Consider the following 22605-nt stretch of genomic DNA (forward strand, 5'->3'; position numbering starts at 1 on the left):
TGCCGCGTTGAATAAGGCAGACATATTGCTGGACATTAAAAACTTAACGACCAGTTTTCGCATCAAAGATGATTACTTTGCAGCAGTTGACGATGTAACGTTAACGCTACGCAAAAATGAAGTGTTGGCAATTGTTGGTGAATCAGGCTGTGGTAAAAGTACCTTAGCTACTTCGATTGTCGGGTTGCATAATCCAGACGACACCAAAACCGAGGGAGAAATTATTTATCATAAAAAAAATCTCGTTGCAATGACAGACGAACAATTCAACAATGTCAGAGGTGCAGAGATTGGGTTCATCTTCCAAGACCCATTATCAGCGCTTAACCCACTTATGCGTATTGAACAACAAATTGAGGAATCGTTGATCTATCATACGAAGCTAAATAAGGATGCTAGGCACAAACGTGTTATTGAATTGCTAGAGCAAGTAGGCATTCCTAATCCGCAACGTACGGCTAAGCAGTTTCCGCATCAGCTTTCAGGGGGCATGCGTCAGCGTGTCATGATTGCGATTGCATTATCTTGTAAACCCGCAGTAATCATCGCAGACGAACCGACAACGGCGCTTGATGTAACGATACAGGCACAAATTTTAGATTTATTAAAAGAGCTACAGACAGAAACAGAAGCAGGCATTATTTTAATTACACATGACCTTGGTGTAGTAGCAGAGATTGCTGATCGTGTAGCCGTAATGTATGCAGGGCAAGTTATCGAAGAAGCGCCTGTCAATGAATTGTTTACCAACCCAAAACATCCTTATACACGTTCATTGCTTAACTCAATTCCGCAAATGAATGTAGAAGGTGAGAAGTTAAATGTAATTCATGGCATTGTGCCATCGCTTAAAAATTTACCTCGCACAGGCTGTCGTTTTTCGACACGAGTGCCGTGGTTAGATACGTCTAGTCATGAGCAGGAACCACGTATGCATGAGGTAGCACCCGACCATTATGTACGCTGTACATGCTGGCAGACATTTCGTTTTGAAGAGGAGAGCGATGTGGTATGAGTTTTATGGAAATCAAAAACCTCTGCGTGCATTATCCAATTCGTGGAGGCTTTTTAAATAAGGTAGTGGACCAAGTATACGCGGTTGATGGGATTTCGATGGCATTTGAAACAGGTAAAACTTATGGACTTGTAGGGGAATCAGGTTGCGGTAAATCAACTACAGGTAAAGCGATTATAGGGCTCGAAAAAATCGCCTCAGGTTCTATTACGTATGAAGGACAGGACGTAACCAATCAACGCCGTCAAAGAAATTCGAGCTATAACCGTGATGTACAGATGATTTTTCAAGATTCTCATTCAAGTATGAATCCGCGTAAGCGTGTCTTGGATATTATTGCCGAACCAATTCGGAATTTTACGACAATGACACCAGATGAGGAAAATCGCCGAGTAAATGAATTATTAGCGATTGTTGGTATGCCAGAGGATGCCAAGTATAAATACCCGCATCAATTTTCAGGAGGACAGCGCCAACGTTTAGGTATTGCACGTGCTGTAGCGTGTAAACCGAAACTAATTATTGCAGATGAGCCGGTATCAGCACTAGATTTATCCGTACAGGCGCAGGTGCTTAACTTTATGCAGGATATTCAAGATGAGTATGGGTTAAGTTATTTATTTATTTCGCATGACTTAGGTGTAGTTAAGCATATGTGTGATGATATTGCGATTATGTACCGCGGTCGTTTTGTGGAAAGAGGAACAAGTAAAGATATTTATACTAACCCTCAACATATTTATACACACCGTTTACTGTCAGCGATACCTAATACGGAGCCAAGTACACGTAAGGAACGTAGAGATGAGCGTTTACGTGTTGAGCAACTCTATCGTGAAGAACAGCATAAATACTATGACAAAGACGGTAAAGTCTACCCTATCCGTCCCTTAACAAATACACATCATGTAGCAATTTTGCCAACGGGGGAGGAGCGATAATATGTGGAAGACCATTATTAGACGTATTTTAGTTATGATTCCGCAATTATTTGTATTGAGTATTATTATTTTCTTATTGGCACAAAAGATGCCAGGAGATCCTTTCTCAGGCTTAATTACACCAGAGACGGACCCAGCACGTGTAGAAGAACTTAGAGAGCAAGCAGGACTTAATGATCCAGCGCCTGTACAGTATGTCAATTGGATTAAAAATGTTGCGCAAGGTGACTTTGGTAAAAGTTACACGTATAAACGAAGTGTTTCTTCTTTAATTGGTGAGCGTGCTTATAATACATTTTTATTGTCCTTATTAAGTGTGATCTTAGTCTATGCGCTCGCTATTCCATTAGGAGTTATTGCAGGTAGGTATAAGGATAGTTTTGTTGATAAAACCATTGTACTCTATAGTTTTGTGAGCTATGCCATACCAACCTTTGTGCTATCCCTAATATTTTTATATATATTTGGCTATCAACTGAGTTGGTTCCCAACGAGCGGTACAGTGGATGTCAATATTACAGAAGGTACATTTGCATATTATTGGAACCGCATACATCATATGCTACTACCAGCTATCACATATGCCATTTTAGGTACGACAGGTATTATTCAATATTTACGTAGTGAAGTGATTGATGCACAAACACAAGATTATGTGAAAACAGCACGTAGTAAAGGTGTACCACTACGTAAAGTATACACACGTCATATTTTCCGAAATTCTTTATTACCAGTTGCGGCATTTTTAGGATTTACGATTACTGGCCTATTAGGTGGCTCTATCTTTATCGAAACCATCTTTGGCTATCCTGGTATGGGGCAATTATTTGTGAACTCAGTGATTACACGTGATTACAGTGTAATTACTACACTTGTCATGCTATTTGGTTTCTTAACCTTACTTGGCAGTCTATTGTCCGACATCATTATGAGTATCGTAGACCCACGCATTCGCATTGACTAATAAAGAAGGAGTGAAGACGCTATGGAACAGGAAAAGCAACAAGAAGTACTAGCAGAAAGTGTACCACCAACAGGATTGAAAGTTGTGTTACGAGAGTTTAAAAAAGATAAAATTGCAATGTTTTCATTCATCTTTATTACTGCTTTAATTGTGGGTGTTTATATTGCGAGCTACTTTTTTATTGATATTGATGAAGTAATGAAGGTGAAACTGCTACAACGTTATGCAGAGCCAGGAGTTAACGGCTATGTATTAGGAGCGGATGAAGCAGGGCGAGATATTTTGATGCAACTAATTATAGGGGCTAAAAACTCTATTTTCATTGCTATCTCAGTTACTGTCATTACCTCAGTTTTAGGGATTATGATTGGCCTAGCTGCAGCCTATTATGGCGGATTTATTGATAATATTATTATGCGAGTAATTGATTTCTTTATGACATTACCAACGCTAATGATTATTATCGTAATGATTACAATTATTCCTAAATATACAGCCTTACATTTAATACTAGTAATTAGTATTTTTGGCTGGGTCAGCACTGCACGACTTATTCGTAGTAAGGTGTTGTCTGAGGCAAAGCGTGATTATGTTAATGCTTCTAAAACAATGGGTACAAGTGATTTAGCCATTATGTTTAAAGGTATTTTGCCTAACTTAAGCTCGATTTTAATTGTTGAGCTAACACTAAGCTTTGCAGGTAATGTTGGTATTGAAACAGGGCTATCCTTCTTAGGATTTGGTTTACCACCTTCAGTGCCAAGCTTAGGTACATTAGTAAGTTATGCTACAAACCCTGTAGTACTTGCAGGTAAGTGGTGGGTATGGTTGCCCGCATCATTATTCATTTTAATTATGATGCTTGGTATAAATTATGTCGGTCAAGCGCTTCGACGTGCGGCTGACGCAAGACAAAGATTAGGATAAGGGAGGAATTATAATGAAGAAGAGAAGTTTATCACTATTAGCTCTACTCTTTGCAGCCCTACTAGCACTAGCAGCATGTAGTGGTGGTGGTACAGATAGCAGCAAAGACACTGGCAAGAAGGATGACAGCACAGAGAAAGAAGACAGCAAGGACGCATCAGCGGTGCTTCCCATGAAGATTGAGAATGACGGCGAAGCAGTTAAGGGTGGTACACTACAATATGGTATGGTAACAGACTCACCATTCCAAGGCGTGTTCTCTTGGGAGTTATATGATGACGCTTATGATTCAACAGTAATGGGATTTGCAACAAACTCATTATTTGATACAGGAGAAGACTTTTTAATTACAGATGAAGGTATCGGTAAATTAGAAGTGGATGCTGATAACAACAAAGCAACTATTACAATCCGTAAAGATGTAAAATGATCGGATGGTGAGCCACTTAAAATTGAAGATTTAATTTATCCTTATGAAATTATTGCAGACAAAGATTACCCAGGTGTTCGTTATGACGGTGACTTCCGAAATATCGTTGGCGTTGAAGAGTTCCATGATGGTAAGGCTGACACAATTTCAGGACTTAAAAAAGTAGATGACACAACGTTAGAAATTTCATTTAAAAAATTATCACCAGCTATTTATAGTGGCGGCGATGGTTTATGGGGCTACGCAGCACCAAAGCATCAACTAGAAAGCATTGCAGTAGCAGATTTATTAGCATCAGATGCTGTACGCAAAAATCCGGTAACATTAGGCGCATTTAAATTTGAAAAAATCGTACCAGGTGAGTCAGTACAGTTTACTAAAAACGAACATTACTGGAGAGGTGAACCGAAGTTAGACAAAATTGTATTACAAACGGTACCATCATCTTCAGCAGCAACAGCTATTAAATCAGGTAAGTTTGATATTGTGGATTCATTCCCAGCAACACAATATGATAACGTAAAAGATTTAAAAAATATTGATTTATTAGGTCGACCAGAGTTAGCTTACTCATACCTATCATTTAAACTAGGTAAGTATGATAAGGAAGCTAAATTAAATGTTACAGATGAAAATGCAAAAATGAACGACAAAGATTTACGTCAAGCAATTGGCTATGCTATGGATATTGAATCTGTAACAAAAGAGTTTTACCAAGGCTTACGTGTGCGTGGTAACTCATTAATCCCACCAGTATTTGCATCATTTTATGATGATTCATTAGAAGGTATTACGTATGATGCAGAAAAAGCAAAAACCTTATTAGAAGAAGCGGGTTATAAAGACGTGGATGGTGACGGTATCCGTGAAGATAAAGACGGAAAACCATTTACGATTAATTTAGCTTCAATGTCAGGTTCTGATACAGATGAGGCGATTGTTGAGTACTATCGTCAAAACTGGAAAGATGTTGGTTTAGATGTACAATTAACAACAGGTCGCTTAATTGAATTCCAAAGCTTCTATGATAAAGTAAAAGCAGATGACCCAGAGATTGATATGTTTATGGCAGCGTGGGGCACAGGTACTAATCCATCGCCAGCAGGCTTGTATGGTAAAGATGCAGAGTTTAACTTTGCACGCATTGTAACGGATGACTTAACAAAAATGTTAGCTGATATTGATTCTAAGGAAGCAATGGATGCTGATTACCGTGCAAAAGCTTTCCGTACATGGCAAGAATATATGGCTGATCAAGCAACAACAATTCCTACGTACTTCCGTACAGAAATTGTGCCAGTCAATAAACGTGTTAAAAACTACAACATTGACTATATTGATGCAACAAAATTACATGAAATTGAACTTGTTGCTGATACACCAGTGAAATAAAACATAAAGAGCTGTCCTATGCAGGATAGCTCTTTATTTGTTTATTACTATAATAAAAATAGCCTTAAAATCCAAAAAAAGCACATGGAATAAGAAGGAGGATAAGGGATTTATAATAGTAGGCAATACTATTTATATGGTTTACTTACATAATAATGTAAAAAACGAGATTAGGTATAAAGAATTATTTTACAAGATAAAGCTATTAGTGCAGAAAAATCAGAAAATAAAGAGAAAAAACGTTTGTTCATACATAAGTCTAGTTAACAACGATAAAAGTAAATTTAATATCAAAAAAATGATAAAAAGGCACTTTAGCCTATTAATGTATTGAAATATAATTTATTGTTTAATCTTTTGTGAATAGTTTAATAAATAGAAAATTAAATATTTTTGCTTTTCAATGTCGTAATTTTTGGTATATTTGATTAGAGCTTAGATTTCGGGCTTATAAAACATTAGGGGGATTTCACATGAATAAGAACAAAAAGTTTTTCTTATTAGCATTACTTGCAGCGTTCTCGTTAGTGCTAGCAGCATGTGGCTTTGGTGGCGATAAGGCTACTGATGACAAAAAAGATTCTAATGGCGATGGTAAAGAAGGTTCGGGTAAAAAAGAACTTAATTTAGTAGTTGCCTCAGAACCACCGTCATTACATCCACAACTTGCTACTGATACAACATCAGGTGCAGTATTAAATGAGGTATTTGAAGGTCTTACACGTTTAGACAAAGATACAGTACCTCAAAAAGCAATGGCAGAGGATTGGGAAGTAAGTGAAGATGGCTTAACGTATACATTTAAATTACGTGATGCTAAATGGAGTAATGGCGACCCAGTAGTAGCTGGCGACTTTGCATACTCATGGGAGTGGGCATTAAACCCAGACAATATGTCTGAATATGCATCACTACTTTATCCAATTAAAGGTGCTGAAGCGTACAACAACACTAAAGGCTCTGCAGATGATTTAGGTATTGAAGTTAAAGATGAAAAAACATTAGTTGTAACTTTAGAAAACCCAACAGCGTATTTCTTAGAGCTTACAGCGTTTAAAACATATGCACCACTTAATCAAAAAGTAGTTGAAGCGAATGAAAACTGGTACACAGATGCTGGTGAAGACTTCGTAACAAACGGACCATTTAAATTAGCAGAGTGGAAACATAATGCTTCAATCACATTAGAGAAAAACGAAGATTACTGGGATGCTGATACAGTGAAACTTGAAAAAGTTAACATCGGCATGGTAGAAGGCGAATCAACAGCAGTAACAATGTTCAAAAAAGGTGAAATTGACTTCTTAGGTTCACCATTCCAAACGGTAGCACTAGATTCTATGGATGCATTCCGTTCAGAAGATAAATTAAACATTGCTGATAAAGCAGGCGTTTATTGGTACAAACTAAATACAAAAGACAAAGTAGTGGCTAACGAAAATATTCGTCGTGCTCTAACTTTAGCAATGGACCGTCAAGGTTTAATTGACAACGTATTAAAAGCTGATCAAACACCAGCATTAGGTATGGTACCAACAGTAATCAAAGGTTTTGAAGAAGACCGTGGTTACTTTAAAGACAATGATATTGAAGAAGCAAAAAAAGCACTTGAAGCAGGACTTAAAGAGCTTGGTATTGCTAAAGCATCAGATTTAACAATTGCTATTTCTTACAACACAAGTGAGGCTCACGCATCAGTAGCACAATACATCCAAGAGAGCTGGAGCAAAAACTTAGGTATTAACACAACATTAGATAACTCTGAATGGCAAGTTTATTTAGAGAAAGTAAACATGGGTGAATACCAAGTAGGTCGTATGGGTTGGATTGCTGACTACAACGATGCTTACACATTCTTAGAAATGTATGCAACTGCTGAAAACGGCAACAATGATACAGGCTGGGAAAATCCTAAATACAAAGAGTTAATGGAAGCTTCAAACAAAGAAGTAGATACTGAAAAACGTATTGAAATCTTAAAAGAAGCAGAAAAAATTGCAATGACAGAATTCCCTGTTGCACCTATCTACTACTACACAGATCCATCAGTAGTACAAGATAAAGTAAGTGGCATGGAACCTGACATTTTAGGTAACTTCCAACTTAAAAATGTTGACGTGAAATAATTTCACAACAGCGAAGGGCTGCCTCATAGCTGATACTTCGGTTTTGAGGTAGCTCTTTTTTCTATTAATGCGAAAGCATATATTTGTCAGAGGGCAAATAGAAGGAGGAGTCCAAAGTGATTAACTATATTTTGAAAAGGCTGATGTATATACTTCTCGCGCTTTTCGTCATCGTAACGGTCACGTTTTTCTTAATGCGTTTAGCACCAGGTAGTCCATTTGCAAATGAACGTAATTTCCCTCCTCAAATTGAGGAAAAGTTAAACGAAACGTATGGCTTAAATAACCCTTGGTATATCCAATACAAAGATTATTTAATCGATACGGCCACTTTTAATTTCGGTGAATCAATGAAGTATAAAGCGCGTTCTACTAATGATATGATTGCGGAAAGTTTCCCTGTTTCTTTAACCTTAGGTCTAGAGGCAATGCTGTTAGCTATAGGTTTTGGTGTGCTAATAGGTGTCATATCCGCGCTCTATCATAATAAATTCCCAGATTATTTGGCTACGTCCATAGCAGTGCTCGGTATTTCCGTCCCATCCTTTATTTTGGCTGGGTTAATGCAGTACTTCTTAGCTTATAAGTTAGATATTTTCCCGACGGCAGGGTGGAATGGTTTTATTTATAGTGTGCTGCCGGCACTTGCAATCGCTTTCACACATGCGGGCTTTATTGCCAAGCTAACACGCTCAAGTATGCTTGAGCAAAATAGCAGTGACTATGTGAAGATGGCTCGAGCAAAAGGGTTAGGCAAATGGACAGTTGTTTTCCGTCATACTTTGCGTAACGCATTATTACCAGTAGTAACGTATTTAGGTCCGTTAACAGCTGGCGTAGTAACAGGTAGTTTTATTGTTGAGCAAATTTTCGCCGTGCCAGGATTGGGTAAACACTTCGTACAAAGTATTACAAACCGAGATTATACGGTAATTATGGGGACGACTGTGTTCTATTCAATCATACTTTTATTTGCGGTATTCCTTGTAGATATTTTATACAGCATCATTGATCCGCGAATTAAGTTGAAAGGAGCGAAAAAATAATGACGCAACAACCGATTGATAAGGATTTATTTAAAGTAGTCGGCGTCAACGACGAGGCTTCTGATAAATTAGCAAAAAAATCTGTATCCTTTTGGAAAGAAGTATTTATTCGCTTCTCTCATAATAAAATGGCGATTGCAGGTTTAATAATTTTAGCAATTATTATTGCGATGGCAATTGTTGTACCAATGTTGTCGCAATATAAATATAGTGACCAATTAGGTGTGTATAACTCACCACCAAGCGCGCAGTTTTGGTTTGGTACGGATGACTTAGGGCGAGATATTTTTGTTCGTATTTGGGCAGGCGCTCGTATTTCATTATTTATTGGTATTACAGCAGCACTGATTGATTTAGTTATTGGTGTGCTATGGGGTAGTGTGTCAGGTTTAGCAGGTGGACGTGTTGATAATATTATGATGCGTATCGCAGACGTGTTAACAGCTGTACCTTACCTGTTAGTTGTAATCGTATTATTAGTTGTTATGCAACCAGGTATTGTGCCAATGATTATTGCACTGTCAATTACGGGTTGGATTAACATGGCACGTATTGTACGTGGTGAAGTATTATCCATTAAAAATCAAGAGTATGTACTTGCTGCACGCACATTAGGTGCAAGCACAGGGCATTTAATTATGAAGCATTTAATCCCTAACGCATTAGGTGCTATTTTAGTAACAATGACATTAACAATTCCTTCGGCGATTTTTACCGAGTCATTTTTAAGTTATTTAGGTTTAGGTGTACCAGCACCTCGTGCCTCATGGGGAACGATGGCGTCAGATGGTAACAAGGCAATTGCTGATTATCCATGGCGTTTAATTTTCCCAGCGGTATTTATTTCGTTAACAATTTTTGCGTTTAATGCTATTGGTGATGGCTTACGCGATGCATTAGATCCAAAACTACGTAAGTAAGGAGGTGGCTGAATCATGGAAACACGAAAAAAAGTAGTAGAAGTAAAAGATTTACGTATTAATTTTAAAACTTACGCAGGCTTAGTACAGGCGGTTCGCGGTGTGAACTTTGAGTTATATGAGGGTGAAACATTAGCGATTGTTGGTGAATCGGGTTCAGGTAAAAGTGTTACAAGTAATGCTTTAATGAAATTGATTCCGCAGCCACCAGGTATTTATGCTTCAGGTGAAATTTTATTTGATGGTAAAGATTTAGTGAAATTAACAGAGAAGCAAATGACAAAAATTCGCGGTAATGATATCGCAATGATATTCCAAGACCCAATGACAAGTCTTAATCCTACAATGAAAGTTGGGCGTCAAATTACAGAGGTGATTTTACAACACCGTTCAATGCCACGCAGTGAGGCTAAGCAAAAAGCAATTCAATTAATTGATCAGGTAGGTATACCTTTCCCTGAGAAGCGCTACAATCAATATCCACATGAGTTTTCAGGTGGTATGCGTCAGCGTATCGTTATTGCGATTGCTTTAGCCGCTGATCCAAAGTTATTAATTGCGGATGAGCCAACGACAGCGCTAGATGTAACAATCCAGGCGCAGATTTTAGAGTTAATGAAAGAAATTCAGAAAACTTCTAAAACATCTATTATTTTTATTACCCATGACTTAGGTGTAGTAGCGAATGTTGCTGACCGCGTTGCAGTAATGTATGCTGGGCAAATTGTAGAGTACGGCACAGTAAATGATATTTTTTATAATCCAAAGCATCCATACACATGGGGCTTACTTGGCTCAATGCCAGATTTAGATAATGATGCAGAAGAATTACTGCATACAATCCCAGGTTCACCGCCAGATTTAACACACCCGCCAAAGGGTGATGCTTTTGCAGCGCGTAATGAATTTGCGATGGCAATTGATTATGAGCAAGAGCCGCCAATGTTCCAAGTGAGTGACACGCACTTTGCTAAAACATGGTTATTACATCCGGACGCACCAGATGTTGCAATGCCAGAGATCGTAGCAAAACGTATTCGTACCTTTGCAGAGAAGGAGGCGCAATACAATGACTAAAGAAAAGATTTTAGAAATTAAAAATTTAAAGCAGCACTTCGGTTCGCCAAGTAGTCCAATTAAAGCAGTTGATGGTATTAGCTTTGATGTATATAAAGGTGAAACGCTAGGACTTGTAGGTGAGTCGGGTTGTGGTAAGTCAACAACAGGGCGCTCAATTATTCGTTTATATGATATTACAGATGGCGAAATTATCTTTAAAGGTCAAGATGTGCATGGTAAAAAGTCGAAGGAAGAAGTAAAAGCCTTCAACCGTGAGATGCAGATGATTTTCCAAGACCCTTACGCAAGTTTAAATCCGCGTATGACAGCGGGCGAAATTATTGCAGAAGGTTTTACGATTCATGGCTTACACAAAAATAAAAAAGAACGTCAAATGAAAATTTATGAGCTACTTGAGGCTGTGGGGTTAAACCGTGAGCACGCCAATCGCTATGCGCATGAGTTTTCAGGGGGGCAGCGACAACGTATTGGTATCGCGCGTGCGCTAAGCCTAGACCCAAGTTTTATTATTGCGGATGAGCCCATTTCAGCGTTAGATGTTTCGATTCAAGCGCAGGTTGTTAACTTGTTAAAAGAACTGCAAAAAGAGCGTGGGCTGACATATTTATTTATTGCCCATGATTTATCTATGGTTAAGTACATCAGTGACCGTATTGCGGTAATGTATCGTGGTAAGATTTTAGAAATTGGGCGTGCAGATGATATTTATCATCACCCTGTGCATCCTTATACAAAATCATTACTGTCTGCGATTCCTTTACCAGACCCACTATCAGAAAAGCGTCGTCAGCGTATTCCGTATGAACATACAGAAGTACCAGATAGCGCAACGTATTATGAGGTGGACGAGGAACATTTCGTTTATGGCACAGAGAGTTTAGTAACAGAGTGGGCGCAAGCGCGCAAAAAATAAAATGAGGAGGCGCATTATGCGCACTCCTCATTTTTTTAATTGCATAACTAATGCTTCGTCTGGGGTTACGTAAACTGTTTTTTGTTCGAAATAAATAACAAAACCTGGCTTTGCACCACTTGGTTTTTTTACATGTTTGATTTGCGTGTAATCCACAGGGATTGAAGAAGACTCGCGTGCTTTACTGAAATAACCTGCAAGTGTTGCAGCTTCCATAATCGTTTGCTCATCAGGCTCGTCGCTATGGATGACCACATGTGAGCCAGGGATGTCTTTAGTGTGTAACCATGTGTCAGTACGTTTAGCGATTTTAAAAGTGAGTGCGTCGTTTTGTTTATTATTTTTACCAACAGAAATGGCAATGCCACTTGAAGACACAAATTTCTCGGGTTTTGCTTGTGTTGGTTTCTTTTTCTTTTTGAGAATGCGACGTTTTAAAAAGCCTTGCTCCGCTAGTTCCTCACGAATTTCCTCAATGTCAGTTGGCGAAGCTTGCTGTACTTGTTGCATGAGCATTTCGAAATAGCTAATGTCTTCAGTTGTTTTATCTAGTTGCTCTTGTACCATCACTAATGCATTTTTAGCTTTGTTATATTTTGTAAAGTAACTTTGCGCGTTATCAACAGGTGATTTACGTGGATCAACTGTGATGGTCACAGGTTCGTCCGTATAATAGTTAGTTACAGTTACTTCATTAACACCACGTTCAAATGTATAAATATTAGCCATTAATAGCTCCCCGTATAATTGAAAAGTCTCAAGGCGTGAAGCGCGCTCAAAATCTTTTGTGAGCTTTTTCATTTTTAGTTGGAGCTTACTAATTTCATTTTGTAGCCAGCGCTCTAAATCGCCAGCTTGTTGTTTAACGCGGTCGCGCTCTGCACGTGCAAAAAATACACGATCAAGTAGTGCGCTATTACTTTTGAAACTACTCGTATTTGCGATATGTGTGAGACGGTTAGGTGAGAACACTACCTTATTGCCAATCTCAGCATAGGTTGGTTGCTCACCGCCTTGCGTAAAGGCTTGAACAAAGTCATTAAAGCTTGCTGTGCCACGAGCAAGCACTTCTTCTGCGTGGAGTGGGCTAAAGCCAGCGAAGTGCGAAACGATGTCTTTAGCTGTGCGCGGCTCAGTAAAAAAGTTATCATCGCCTGAAAATGGATCTACCTTATCCTGTGCAGGTGGTGCAATAAAGGGTTGTCCTGGCATGATAGTGCGGTGGCGGTTCATTAAAGGTGATAGGTGTTTAAGTGCCTCGATAATTTGGTTTTTGCTAGGGTCTACTAATAAAATATTACTGTGGCGGCCCATAATTTCGGCATGAAGCTCACGTACAGTAGCGTCACCAATTTCGTTTGTGCTGTGAATTTCCATAATCATTATACGGTCACTGCCTACTTGTTTAATGGCATTAATAAAGCCACCTTCAATGTGCTTACGTAAAAACATGCAAAACATTGGCGGTTCGGCTGGGTTATCAATAGTATGTTCCGTTAACTGTACGCGGGCGTACGACGAGTGAACGGATAATAGTAATTTATGGTTAGCTCCATTAGCACGAATGTGTAAAACAATTTCTTGTGCGTTAGGTTGGTGAACTTTTGTAATGCGTCCTGTGACAAGTTGCTGAAGCTCGGTTGTCATGGCGCGTGTAAATAATCCGTCAAATGCCATAGTAATTCACTCTCTCGTTTGTTATTGTGTAGTCTTGTACTATCTTAACACGACTATTCCCTTTTTCGTAACGGAGCTACTGCGAAAAAACATGAGCCTATGGTATAATGTACGACAGTATACGCATGAAGGATGTGACGAGCTTGGTACGTAGCATGACGGGTTTTGGCAGAGGTGTCACAACAACCAAGGCATTTCAACTAACTGTAGAAATGCGTTCAGTCAACCACCGTTTTTTAGAAGTACATAGCCGCTTCCCCAAGGAATGGATGGAAGCAGAAGTGCTGACGAAAAAAACAATTTCTACAAAATTAGCACGCGGTAAGGTAGATGTTACCGTAAATGTGAAAGAGCTTGAGCAGGCAGCACAAACGATTGCAGTAAATACAGCGCTAATTGAGGCCTATGCTGCTGCGCGTCAAGATGTAGCTAAGCTTGCACCACTAGCAGAGCAGTGGCAAATGAGTGAGTTGTTTTCATTAGAGGGCGCACTTGTGCAACAAAAAGATTTACCTACACAGCAAGTAAATGAAGCTGTGCATCAAGCATTACTAGAAGCCATGGATGCTTTGCTTGCCATGCGCGAGGCAGAGGGTGCAATGCTCAAGCAAGTACTCGTTGAGCAACAACAAGCACTAGCAGATGAAGTTGCCACAATTACAGCATTGGCTCCGCAAGCAGTCGAAAAATACCGTACACGTTTGCTTGAACGTTTGCAAAGTGTAGCAGGACAAATTGATGTGGAAGAGCGCACCATTGCAGAGGTTGCGATTTATGCAGAGCGTGTGGATATTGCAGAGGAGCTTGACCGCTTACAAAGTCACTTTGTACAATTTGCTAAAACGCTAGAGAGCGAGCAAGCTATTGGGCGTAAGCTAGACTTTATTATGCAAGAGATGCACCGTGAAATTAATACCATTGGCTCTAAAAATCAATCAACAGTCGTATCAGTAGCTGTTGTGCAAGCTAAAACAATTTTAGAGAAAATGCGTGAACAAGTACAAAATATAGAGTAAAATGATTGCCATATATAAAGGAGAATGAAAATGAGTAAAGAACGCGGCTTACTTATTGTATTATCAGGTCCGTCAGGCGTTGGTAAAGGTACAGTACGTAAGGAATTGTTTTCACAACCAAATACGAATTATGAGTATTCGATTTCAGCAACAACACGTTTACCACGTGAGGGTGAAGAAGATGGTGTGGATTATTTCTTTAAAACACGTGAGGAGTTTGAAGCACTAATCGAACAAGGTGGCTTACTTGAGCATGCAGAGTTTGTTAGTAACTATTACGGCACACCACTTGCTTATGTCAATGAAACGTTAGATGCAGGACGTGACGTATTTTTAGAAATCGAAGTACAAGGTGCTGCCCAAATTCGTGAAAAGGCGCCTCATGCCTTATTTATTTTCTTAGCGCCACCAAGCATTACAGCACTGCAAGACCGTTTAGAGGGTCGTGGCACAGAGCCGGCAGACGTTATTGCACGTCGTGTGGCAAAAGCTAGAGAAGAAGTAGAAATGATGAGTTTATACGATTATGTTGTAGAAAATGATGAAGTTCATAACGCATGTGACCGTATTAATGCTATTATTAAGGCAGAGCATTGCCGCCGCGAACGCGTCGAAAAGCGCTATATCGCTATGTTGAAAGGGGAATAATAACGTATGTTATATCCATCAGTTGATAAATTAAAAACCAAAATCGATTCAAAATACTCTTTAGTAAGTCTTGCATCTAAACGTGCACGCCAAATGCAAGAGTATGAGGGTACAGAGCAATTAGACACGTACCGTTCACACAAATTTGTAGGTAAGGCACTAGAAGAAGTTAGTGTCGGCGCACTTACACAAAAAGAACAAGATGCATCAGCAATTTACGAAGACGAAATTTAATCTAGGATAATACAGCTCCCGAAGAATACTCTTTGGGAGCTTATTGTTTAAGGAGGCATGAAAAATGGCGAGTAAAAATGTATTACTTTGTGTAACAGGAGGCATTGCTGTTTATAAAGCTGTAGCACTTACAAGTAAATTAACGCAGGCAGGCTGTAATGTAAAAGTGATTATGACCGCTTCTGCACGACAATTTGTACAACCTTTAAGCTTTCAAGTAATGTCTAAAAACGATGTTTTTTATGATACCTTTGACGAAAAAGATTCACGTGTAATTGCACATATTGATTTAGCAGATTGGGCAGACCTTGTGCTTGTAGCACCAGCAACCGCTAATGTGTTGGCAAAGCTAGCACATGGTATTGCAGATGATATGGTCACAACCACGCTACTCGCAACAACCGCTCCCGTTTGGATAGCTCCTGCCATGAACGTTCACATGTATGATCACCCAGCTGTATTACGCAATATTGAGCAACTTCATCAAGATGGCTATCGCTTTATTGAGCCATCCGAAGGTTATTTAGCTTGTGGCTATGTTGGCAAGGGACGTTTAGAGGAGCCAGAAAAAATCACAGCACTTGTGCAGGCACATTTTGCTACAAAGCCTGTCGCACATGTATTAGTAGTAGCAGGGCAAAACAGTTTATTAGGACAAACGATTGCTACGTATTTTGCACAGGCTAAGCAACCGTTAACTATTGTAACAAGTGAGCCACTAGCACTTCCTCACGAGTTAATAAAGGAAGTTATTAAAACAAAAGAAGCGTTAGTACCATATGTACTAGCATGGCAAGATACTAATCCGTCAGGCATTGTTATTAGTGCAGATGTTGCCGAGGATATTGTTTTACCGTTTGCCATTATGGTCAAAAATTTAGACGGAGCCAAACGTATTTTAGCACGCCTACAAGAAGGTACGCAGTAATGTTTGCAAAAGTAATTGTAGATGTACCAACGTATCATGTTGACCGTCCTTTTGATTATATTATACCTGCAAAATGGCAAGGCATTATTGAAATTGGTAGTCGGGTAAAGGTCCCTTTTGGTAGACGACCAGTGCTTGGCTTTGTTATTGCACTTACAGAAGAAACCGACGTACCAACAGGTAAGCTAAAGGCTATTACAGAGCTATTAGATATTGAGCCTGTGCTAACACCTGAGTTATTACAACTTGCGGCGTGGCTTAAGCACGAAACCATTTGTTTTGAAATTGATGCCCTGCAGGCAATGCTACCATCAGCATTACGTGCCAAATACGAAAAAATGATTGAGACACTTATACCCATCGAGGAGCTTAGTATGGAGCTTGCAACTAATATGAAGCAAGGGCGTATGAGCTATAAAGTGGCTGAACAAGCAAATTTATTAGCTGAAGTAAAACAAGGCGTACGCAATGGACACTTACGCATAACGACTAAAGTGAGTCAGCGAGGTAAAGCAAAGCAAGTACGTTATGTAACTGTCGGCAATCTCGAACAAATTGAAGCGGCCCAAACAGTAACAAGTACGCGTGCCAAAAAGCAACATGAGCTTTTGCAATGGCTAGCAGCACATAGTGAACAGCAATTTTTACCTAGTGATATTCCGGCATCTACGGCGGTCCTTCAAGAGGTGATTAAAGCGGGAGCAGCAAGTTTTACACAGCAAGAGATTTACCGTGACCCATTTGCTACAGCTGTTGATAAAACAACAGCACTCACACTCACAACTGAACAACAACAAGCTAAGGATCGAATTGTACTACATGAAGCTCATACGTATTTATTACACGGCATAACAGGCAGCGGCAAGACGGAGATTTATTTACAAAAAATCGACCAAGTACTAGCCGAGGGGCAACAAGCTATTATGCTAGTACCAGAAATTGCATTAACACCGCAAATGACAGAGCGTTTTCGTGGCCGCTTTGGTGACCGTGTAGCCGTGATGCATAGTGGGCTTTCTAGTGGCGAAAAATTTGATGAGTGGCGTAAAATACAGCAACAAGAGGTACAGGTAGTTGTAGGTGCGCGCTCAGCGATATTTGCGCCATTTACTAATCTCGGCATTATTATTTTAGACGAAGAGCATGAAGCGAGCTATAAACAGGAAGATACACCGCGTTACCATACGCGAGATGTAGCCATTTGGCGTAGTCACATGCATCAATGCCCTGTGATATTAGGTAGTGCGACACCTGCTCTTGAATCTTATGCACGTGCAGTGAAGGGCGTTTACACTTTGTTAACATTGAGTGAGCGTGCTATGCAACAAAGTCTGCCTGCAGTTGAGGTTGTTGATATGCGGGATGAGTTGCGTAGTGGTAATCGGTCCATGTTCTCACGTAGCTTACTTACTGAAATGACAGCGAGCTTAGCCCGGAAAGAGCAAATTGTATTGTTTTTAAATCGCCGAGGCTATTCATCATTTGTGATGTGCCGAGATTGTGGTACAGTAGTGCAATGCCAAAACTGCGATATTTCATTAACTTATCATCGTAGTCAAGAGCGATTGCGCTGTCATTATTGTGGCTATGAGGAGGCGGTTCCTACAACTTGCCCGCAATGCGCAAGTGAGCGCATACGGTATTTTGGTACAGGGACACAAAAAGTAGAGGAAGAACTGCAAAAGCATTTCCCTACAGCACGCGTTTTACGTATGGATGTCGATACAACGCGTAAAAAAGGCGCACACGAAGAAATTTTAAGTGCGTTTGGTTGTGGTGAGGCCGATATTTTGCTGGGCACACAAATGATTGCGAAAGGGCTAGATTTTCCTAATATTACGGTAGTAGGTGTATTGAGTGCAGATACATCACTACATTTACCTGATTTTCGCGCATCTGAAAAAACGTTTCAGTTGTTAACTCAAGTAAGTGGGCGTGCAGGCCGTCATGATAAAGAAGGGCGCGTAGTCGTACAAACGTATACCCCAACGCATTATGCTATTGAGTTAGCTCAACAGCAGGATTATTTACCTTTTTATGAGCAAGAAATGACACACCGCAGACGCGCTGGTTACCCACCGTATTTTTATATTGCACTGGTGCAAGTATCTCACGAGGATGTACTGCAGGCAGGGCATTATGCACAACTTGCGACCAATTGGTTACGTGAGCAATTACCGCGTATTCGGATTATTGGGCCGACTGCATCTGCGATTAGTCGTGTGCAAAATAGATATCGTTACCAATGTTTGATAAAATATAAAATTGAACCAAATTTAATTCCTGTATTACATCGTTTAATTGCCATGTACCGAGCAGACTGGCAAAAACAAGGCGTACAGTTGACGGTAGATTTAGACCCGTCAATGATATAGAAAAGAGGCTAATAATGACAATTAAAGAAGTAGTAAAGCACCCAGCAACTGTGCTTACAACAAAAACTGAAGAAGTAACAGTAATTGATGAAAAACTCATCGCATTACTTGATGATTTATATGACACAATGGTTGAGTATGATGGTGTTGGCATTGCCGCACCACAAATTGATGTAGGTCTTCGTGTAGCAATTGTTGAAATTGGTGACGAACGTGATATTTTAGAGATGATTAACCCAACTGTACTCGAAACAGACGGTGCAGAAGTTGGCATGGAAGGTTGCTTAAGCTTCCCAGGCTTATTTGGTGATGTGGAGCGCCCGACATATGTACGTATCGAAGCGGCAGACCGCGAAGGACAAATTTATGAGCTAGAAGCGGGTGGCTTTGATGCACGCGCAATTTTGCACGAAATTGACCATTTAGATGGCGTGTTATTTAATGATAAAATTACACGCGTTTATTCGGATGAAGAAATCGAAGCGATGTATGAGGAAATGGAGGAAGAAGCATGATTTCCATCGTATTTATGGGTACGCCAGCTTTTTCGGCGCCGATTTTACGTATGCTTCATGAGCAGGGCTATGATATTAAAGCCGTTGTTACACAGCCGGATCGTCCTGTAGGGCGCAAGCGTGTGCTAACACCTCCACCCGTTAAGGCAGAGGCAGTTGCTTTAGGCTTACCTGTTATCCAGCCCGAAAAATTACGCGGCTCAGCAGAGCTACAACAAATTATTGATTTACAAGCTGACTTAGTCGTAACGGCAGCATTTGGCCAGATTTTACCGAAGGCGTTATTAGATACTCCGCGTTTAGGCTGTATTAATGTGCATGCCTCGCTATTACCAAAATATCGTGGTGGCGCACCGATTCATCAAGCAATTATTGATGGAGAGAAGGAAACAGGCGTAACGATTATGTATATGGCAGAGAAACTAGATGCAGGTGATATTATTGCGCAGCAAGCGATTGCTATTGAGGCGGATGATCACACGGGCGCTATGTTTGATAAGCTATCTATTGTAGGTCGTGACTTATTACAAGCTACATTACCAAGCATTATTGCAGGGACAAATGAACGCATCGTACAAGACGAAACCCAAGTGACATTTGCTAGCAATATTTCACGCGAGCAAGAACGTATTGACTGGTCAAAAACAGCAACTGAGGTGTATAACCAAGTGCGTGGGCTTCATCCTTGGCCGACAGCTTATACTACATTAGATGGTGCTACGATTAAGATTTGGTGGGCACAGCCTGCAACAACAAGCGGTACACCAGGTGAGGTTGTCGCGATTCATAAAGATTATTTTGAAATCGCAGCTACTGAGGGCAGTGTAGCCGTTTATGATTTACAGCCTTCGGGCAAAAAGCGTATGTCAGCAGAGGATTACCTTAATGGTGTTGGCGCGAAATTACAGATTGGGGACCGCTTCGAATGAGCAAAAAAAGTGTAGTAATTTGGGACGGTAATGTACGTGATGCGTCATTATCAATTTTACTTGCGGTAGATAAAAATCAAGCGTATAGTAACTTACTTTTACATGAAACAATTAAACGTCATAAAATCGAGCCAAAGGACCGTGCGTTACTGACAGAGATGACATACGGCACATTGCAACATAAAATGACATTAGATTATTATTTAGCACCATTTATCCGTGGCAAGATTGATCACTGGGTACGCTGGTTACTGCGCCTATCACTTTATCAAATGCACTACCTAACACGTATTCCTCCGCATGCGGCTGTTAACGAAGCAGTAGAAATTGCGAAGCGTCGTGGACATAAAGGGATTGCCTCAACAGTGAATGGTATTTTACGTTCGATTTTACGTCAAGGTGTACGTTCAACGGACGAAATTACTGATCCAATTGAACGCTTAGCGATTGCAACAAGTCACCCTGATTGGTTAGTACAGCGCTGGGTAGAAGCATATGGTATGGCAACAACACAAGCTATGCTTGAAGAAAACAACGTGCCTCCTGTGCAAACAGTACGTGTTAATACAACCAAAGCAACAGTAGCAGAGGTAGTAGCTAGTTTAACGGCAGAAGGTATTAAAGTAGAGCAAAGTACTTTACTTGCTGAATGCTTACACATTACTGGTGGACAAGCAGCGCGTACAAAAGCATTTGCTGATGGTTTAATGACAATTCAGGATGAGAGCTCTATGCTCCCAGCAACTGTTATGAATCCACAACCAGATTGGCGCGTATTAGATATGTGTGCAGCACCTGGTGGTAAAACAACACATTTAGCTGAAAAAATGAACGATGAAGGTTCTATTTTAGCTTTAGATTTACATCCACATAAATTAGAGCTGATTGACCAAAATACAGCGCGTCTTGGTTTAGAGAGTGTAGACACAGCACCACTTGATGGACGTAAGGCACCTGAGTATTTAGCGTTGGAGTCATTTGACGCGGTACTTGTAGATGCACCTTGTAGTGGTTTAGGCGTAATGCGCCGTAAACCAGATATTAAATATACAAAGCGAGAAGAAGATCTTGAGAGCCTACAGGCAATTCAGTTGAGCTTATTAAAAGCAGCAACTCGCTTACTAAAGCCAGGCGGTCTATTAATTTATAGTACATGTACTGTAGATAAAACGGAGAATGAAGGTACGGTTGCACAATTTTTACAAGATGTGAAGAAGATGCAATCTACACCATTACAAAATCTACCTGCTGCACTTGATGCTAAGCAACAAGACGGTATGTTACAAGTATTCCCGCAAGATTTTGGAAGTGATGGCTTCTTCGTAGCAGCATTTCGTAAACAAGCCTAGTGAAAATTTGAATTAAAGAAGAGGTTTATAATGGAAGAAAAAACATTAAGTGAATTAAATGAACGTATTGATGATTTAGTTGAAGATATTGCAGAAAAACCAGCACGCACTAAAAAGGAAAAGCCAAACTTAAAAGAATCAATTTACTCATTCCAACCAGAGCAATTACAAGACTGGTTAAAAGCTAACGGGGAAAAAGCGTTTCGTGCAGCACAAATTTTTGAATGGTTATACATTAAACGCGTGAAAACATTTGAAGATATGTCTAACCTATCAAAAGGCTTACGTGATAAATTGGAAGCCAATTTTGTGCTAACTACATTAAAAACTATCATCCAGCAAGAATCTAAAGATGGTACGATTAAGTTTTTATTTGAATTGCAAGATGGCTATGCTATCGAAACCGTATTAATGCGCCATGAGTATGGTAACTCGGTATGTGTAACAACACAGGTGGGTTGCCGTATTGGATGTACATTCTGTGCATCAACGCTTGGTGGATTAAAGCGTCACCTATTAGCAGGTGAAATTGTAGAGCAAGTTGTAAAAGTACAACAATCATTAGATGAATTAGGCGAGCGTGTATCACATATCGTAATTATGGGTATTGGTGAGCCGTTTGATAATTATGATGCGATGATGAACTTCTTAAAAGTAGTCAATCATGATAAAGGGTTAAATATTGGTGCGCGTCATATTACAGTATCAACATCAGGGATTGTGCCTAAAATTTATCAGTTTGCGGACGAGCAATTACAAATTAACTTTGCGGTATCGCTACACGCACCAAATCAAGAGGCACGTCAAAAATTAATGCCTATTGCACGTGCTTATAAGTTAGACGAACTTATGGAAGCTGTTCGTTACTATACGAAAAAAACTGGTCGACGCGTTAGTTTTGAGTATGGTTTAATGTCTGGTGAAAATGATTCTGTAGAGGTAGCAGAAGAGTTAGCAGCGTTAATAAAAGGGATTAAATGTCATGTTAACTTAATTCCTGTAAACTACGTACCAGAACGTGATTATATTCGTACATCTCGCAGCAAAATTTTTGCTTTCGAAAAAACATTAAAGAACAATGGTATCAACGTAACCATTCGTAGAGAGCAAGGTTCTGATATTGATGCTGCGTGCGGACAATTACGTGCGAAAGAGCGAGAAGAAGAGACGAGGTGACAAC

General features: G+C 39.8%; 18 protein-coding genes and 2 pseudogenes. 19 read left to right on the forward strand and 1 reads right to left on the reverse strand.

Annotated features, from left to right (window positions below):
• Window positions 1-7 precede the first annotated feature (7 nt).
• The 10 genes and pseudogenes from CH76_RS00200 (at window position 8) to CH76_RS00250 (ending at window position 11754) form a co-directional block, all read left to right on the forward strand.
• On the forward strand, window positions 8-1015 hold the full coding sequence (locus CH76_RS00200) for an ABC transporter ATP-binding protein (RefSeq protein WP_036141181.1): 1008 nt from the start codon (window positions 8-10) through the stop codon (window positions 1013-1015).
• Entirely contained in the window at window positions 1012-1956 is a 945-nt protein-coding gene (locus CH76_RS00205) for an ATP-binding cassette domain-containing protein (protein ID WP_036141183.1), read from the forward strand. Before CH76_RS00200 ends, CH76_RS00205 begins: the two co-directional genes overlap by 4 nt.
• A gap of 1 nt (window position 1957) precedes the next feature.
• Window positions 1958-2920, forward strand: a complete 963-nt coding sequence (opp4B, locus tag CH76_RS00210) for an oligopeptide ABC transporter permease (RefSeq protein WP_036141186.1) — start codon at window positions 1958-1960, stop codon at window positions 2918-2920.
• Between the two features lie 21 nt (window positions 2921-2941).
• The gene (locus CH76_RS00215) at window positions 2942-3847 is read left to right on the forward strand and encodes an ABC transporter permease (protein ID WP_036141189.1); all 906 of its coding nucleotides are present in this window, start codon (window positions 2942-2944) and stop codon (window positions 3845-3847) included.
• A gap of 13 nt (window positions 3848-3860) precedes the next feature.
• A pseudogene (locus tag CH76_RS00220) lies at window positions 3861-5669 on the forward strand (oligopeptide ABC transporter substrate-binding protein).
• Window positions 5670-6142: 473 nt separating this feature from the next.
• Window positions 6143-7795, forward strand: coding sequence for a peptide ABC transporter substrate-binding protein (locus tag CH76_RS00230; protein ID WP_036141195.1), 1653 nt, complete (start codon window positions 6143-6145; stop codon window positions 7793-7795).
• Window positions 7796-7911: 116 nt separating this feature from the next.
• Window positions 7912-8841: an ABC transporter permease gene (locus CH76_RS00235; protein WP_036141198.1), complete on the forward strand. Its 930-nt coding sequence runs from the start codon at window positions 7912-7914 to the stop codon at window positions 8839-8841.
• Window positions 8841-9761 (forward strand): ABC transporter permease, encoded by a 921-nt coding sequence (locus CH76_RS00240; protein ID WP_036141201.1) that lies wholly within the window; start codon window positions 8841-8843, stop codon window positions 9759-9761. Before CH76_RS00235 ends, CH76_RS00240 begins: the two co-directional genes overlap by 1 nt.
• A 15-nt stretch (window positions 9762-9776) precedes the next feature.
• Entirely contained in the window at window positions 9777-10838 is a 1062-nt protein-coding gene (locus CH76_RS00245) for an ABC transporter ATP-binding protein (protein ID WP_036141204.1), read from the forward strand.
• Complete coding sequence (locus CH76_RS00250) at window positions 10831-11754, forward strand: ABC transporter ATP-binding protein (protein WP_036141207.1); 924 nt, start codon at window positions 10831-10833, stop codon at window positions 11752-11754. The genes CH76_RS00245 and CH76_RS00250 overlap by 8 nt, the downstream gene beginning before the upstream one ends.
• A gap of 27 nt (window positions 11755-11781) precedes the next feature.
• Here CH76_RS00250 and CH76_RS00255 read toward each other — a convergent pair whose 3' ends face one another.
• Window positions 11782-13431 (reverse strand): NFACT family protein, encoded by a 1650-nt coding sequence (locus CH76_RS00255; RefSeq protein ID WP_036141210.1) that lies wholly within the window; start codon window positions 13429-13431, stop codon window positions 11782-11784.
• A 107-nt stretch (window positions 13432-13538) separates the two neighbouring features.
• Between CH76_RS00255 and CH76_RS00260 the strand changes: the two genes are divergently transcribed.
• The 9 genes and pseudogenes from CH76_RS00260 (at window position 13539) to rlmN (ending at window position 22601) form a co-directional block, all read left to right on the forward strand.
• Entirely contained in the window at window positions 13539-14447 is a 909-nt protein-coding gene (locus CH76_RS00260) for a YicC/YloC family endoribonuclease (protein ID WP_369792338.1), read from the forward strand.
• A 30-nt stretch (window positions 14448-14477) separates the two neighbouring features.
• Window positions 14478-15095: a guanylate kinase gene (gene gmk, locus CH76_RS00265; RefSeq protein WP_036141216.1), complete on the forward strand. Its 618-nt coding sequence runs from the start codon at window positions 14478-14480 to the stop codon at window positions 15093-15095.
• A 6-nt stretch (window positions 15096-15101) separates the two neighbouring features.
• Window positions 15102-15329, forward strand: coding sequence for a DNA-directed RNA polymerase subunit omega (gene rpoZ / locus CH76_RS00270; RefSeq protein ID WP_036141220.1), 228 nt, complete (start codon window positions 15102-15104; stop codon window positions 15327-15329).
• A 64-nt stretch (window positions 15330-15393) separates the two neighbouring features.
• Window positions 15394-16101: pseudogene (gene coaBC, locus CH76_RS00275) on the forward strand (bifunctional phosphopantothenoylcysteine decarboxylase/phosphopantothenate--cysteine ligase CoaBC); the annotation flags it as partial.
• Between the two features lie 155 nt (window positions 16102-16256).
• Window positions 16257-18632, forward strand: a complete 2376-nt coding sequence (gene priA / locus CH76_RS00280) for a primosomal protein N' (RefSeq protein WP_036141224.1) — start codon at window positions 16257-16259, stop codon at window positions 18630-18632.
• A gap of 14 nt (window positions 18633-18646) precedes the next feature.
• The gene (gene def, locus CH76_RS00285; RefSeq protein ID WP_036141227.1) at window positions 18647-19147 is read left to right on the forward strand and encodes a peptide deformylase; all 501 of its coding nucleotides are present in this window, start codon (window positions 18647-18649) and stop codon (window positions 19145-19147) included.
• On the forward strand, window positions 19144-20076 hold the full coding sequence (fmt, locus tag CH76_RS00290; RefSeq protein ID WP_036141230.1) for a methionyl-tRNA formyltransferase: 933 nt from the start codon (window positions 19144-19146) through the stop codon (window positions 20074-20076). Before def ends, fmt begins: the two co-directional genes overlap by 4 nt.
• On the forward strand, window positions 20073-21425 hold the full coding sequence (gene rsmB / locus CH76_RS00295) for a 16S rRNA (cytosine(967)-C(5))-methyltransferase RsmB (RefSeq protein WP_036141233.1): 1353 nt from the start codon (window positions 20073-20075) through the stop codon (window positions 21423-21425). Before fmt ends, rsmB begins: the two co-directional genes overlap by 4 nt.
• 30 nt (window positions 21426-21455) lie before the next feature.
• Entirely contained in the window at window positions 21456-22601 is a 1146-nt protein-coding gene (rlmN, locus tag CH76_RS00300; protein WP_036141236.1) for a 23S rRNA (adenine(2503)-C(2))-methyltransferase RlmN, read from the forward strand.
• Window positions 22602-22605 lie beyond the last annotated feature (4 nt).

This window comes from Lysinibacillus sp. BF-4 (assembly GCF_000743635.1).
In the GTDB taxonomy this organism is placed as follows: Bacteria; Bacillota; Bacilli; order Bacillales_A; family Planococcaceae; genus Metalysinibacillus; species Metalysinibacillus saudimassiliensis.

Bases quoted from the DNA above. Each gene is read 5' to 3' on its own strand.
- CH76_RS00205 (WP_036141183.1), top strand. From the start codon at position 1,012: ATGAGTTTTATGGAAATCAAAAACCTCTGCGTGCATTATCCAATTCGT.
- opp4B (WP_036141186.1), top strand. From the start codon at position 1,958: ATGTGGAAGACCATTATTAGACGTATTTTAGTTATGATTCCGCAATTA.
- CH76_RS00215 (WP_036141189.1), top strand. From the start codon at position 2,942: ATGGAACAGGAAAAGCAACAAGAAGTACTAGCAGAAAGTGTACCACCA.
- CH76_RS00230 (WP_036141195.1), top strand. From the start codon at position 6,143: ATGAATAAGAACAAAAAGTTTTTCTTATTAGCATTACTTGCAGCGTTC.
- CH76_RS00240 (WP_036141201.1), top strand. From the start codon at position 8,841: ATGACGCAACAACCGATTGATAAGGATTTATTTAAAGTAGTCGGCGTC.
- CH76_RS00245 (WP_036141204.1), top strand. From the start codon at position 9,777: ATGGAAACACGAAAAAAAGTAGTAGAAGTAAAAGATTTACGTATTAAT.
- CH76_RS00250 (WP_036141207.1), top strand. From the start codon at position 10,831: ATGACTAAAGAAAAGATTTTAGAAATTAAAAATTTAAAGCAGCACTTC.
- CH76_RS00255 (WP_036141210.1), bottom strand. From the start codon at position 13,431: ATGGCATTTGACGGATTATTTACACGCGCCATGACAACCGAGCTTCAG.
- CH76_RS00260 (WP_369792338.1), top strand. From the start codon at position 13,539: ATGTACGACAGTATACGCATGAAGGATGTGACGAGCTTGGTACGTAGC.
- gmk (WP_036141216.1), top strand. From the start codon at position 14,478: ATGAGTAAAGAACGCGGCTTACTTATTGTATTATCAGGTCCGTCAGGC.
- rpoZ (WP_036141220.1), top strand. From the start codon at position 15,102: ATGTTATATCCATCAGTTGATAAATTAAAAACCAAAATCGATTCAAAA.
- priA (WP_036141224.1), top strand. From the start codon at position 16,257: ATGTTTGCAAAAGTAATTGTAGATGTACCAACGTATCATGTTGACCGT.
- def (WP_036141227.1), top strand. From the start codon at position 18,647: ATGACAATTAAAGAAGTAGTAAAGCACCCAGCAACTGTGCTTACAACA.
- fmt (WP_036141230.1), top strand. From the start codon at position 19,144: ATGATTTCCATCGTATTTATGGGTACGCCAGCTTTTTCGGCGCCGATT.
- rsmB (WP_036141233.1), top strand. From the start codon at position 20,073: ATGAGCAAAAAAAGTGTAGTAATTTGGGACGGTAATGTACGTGATGCG.
- rlmN (WP_036141236.1), top strand. From the start codon at position 21,456: ATGGAAGAAAAAACATTAAGTGAATTAAATGAACGTATTGATGATTTA.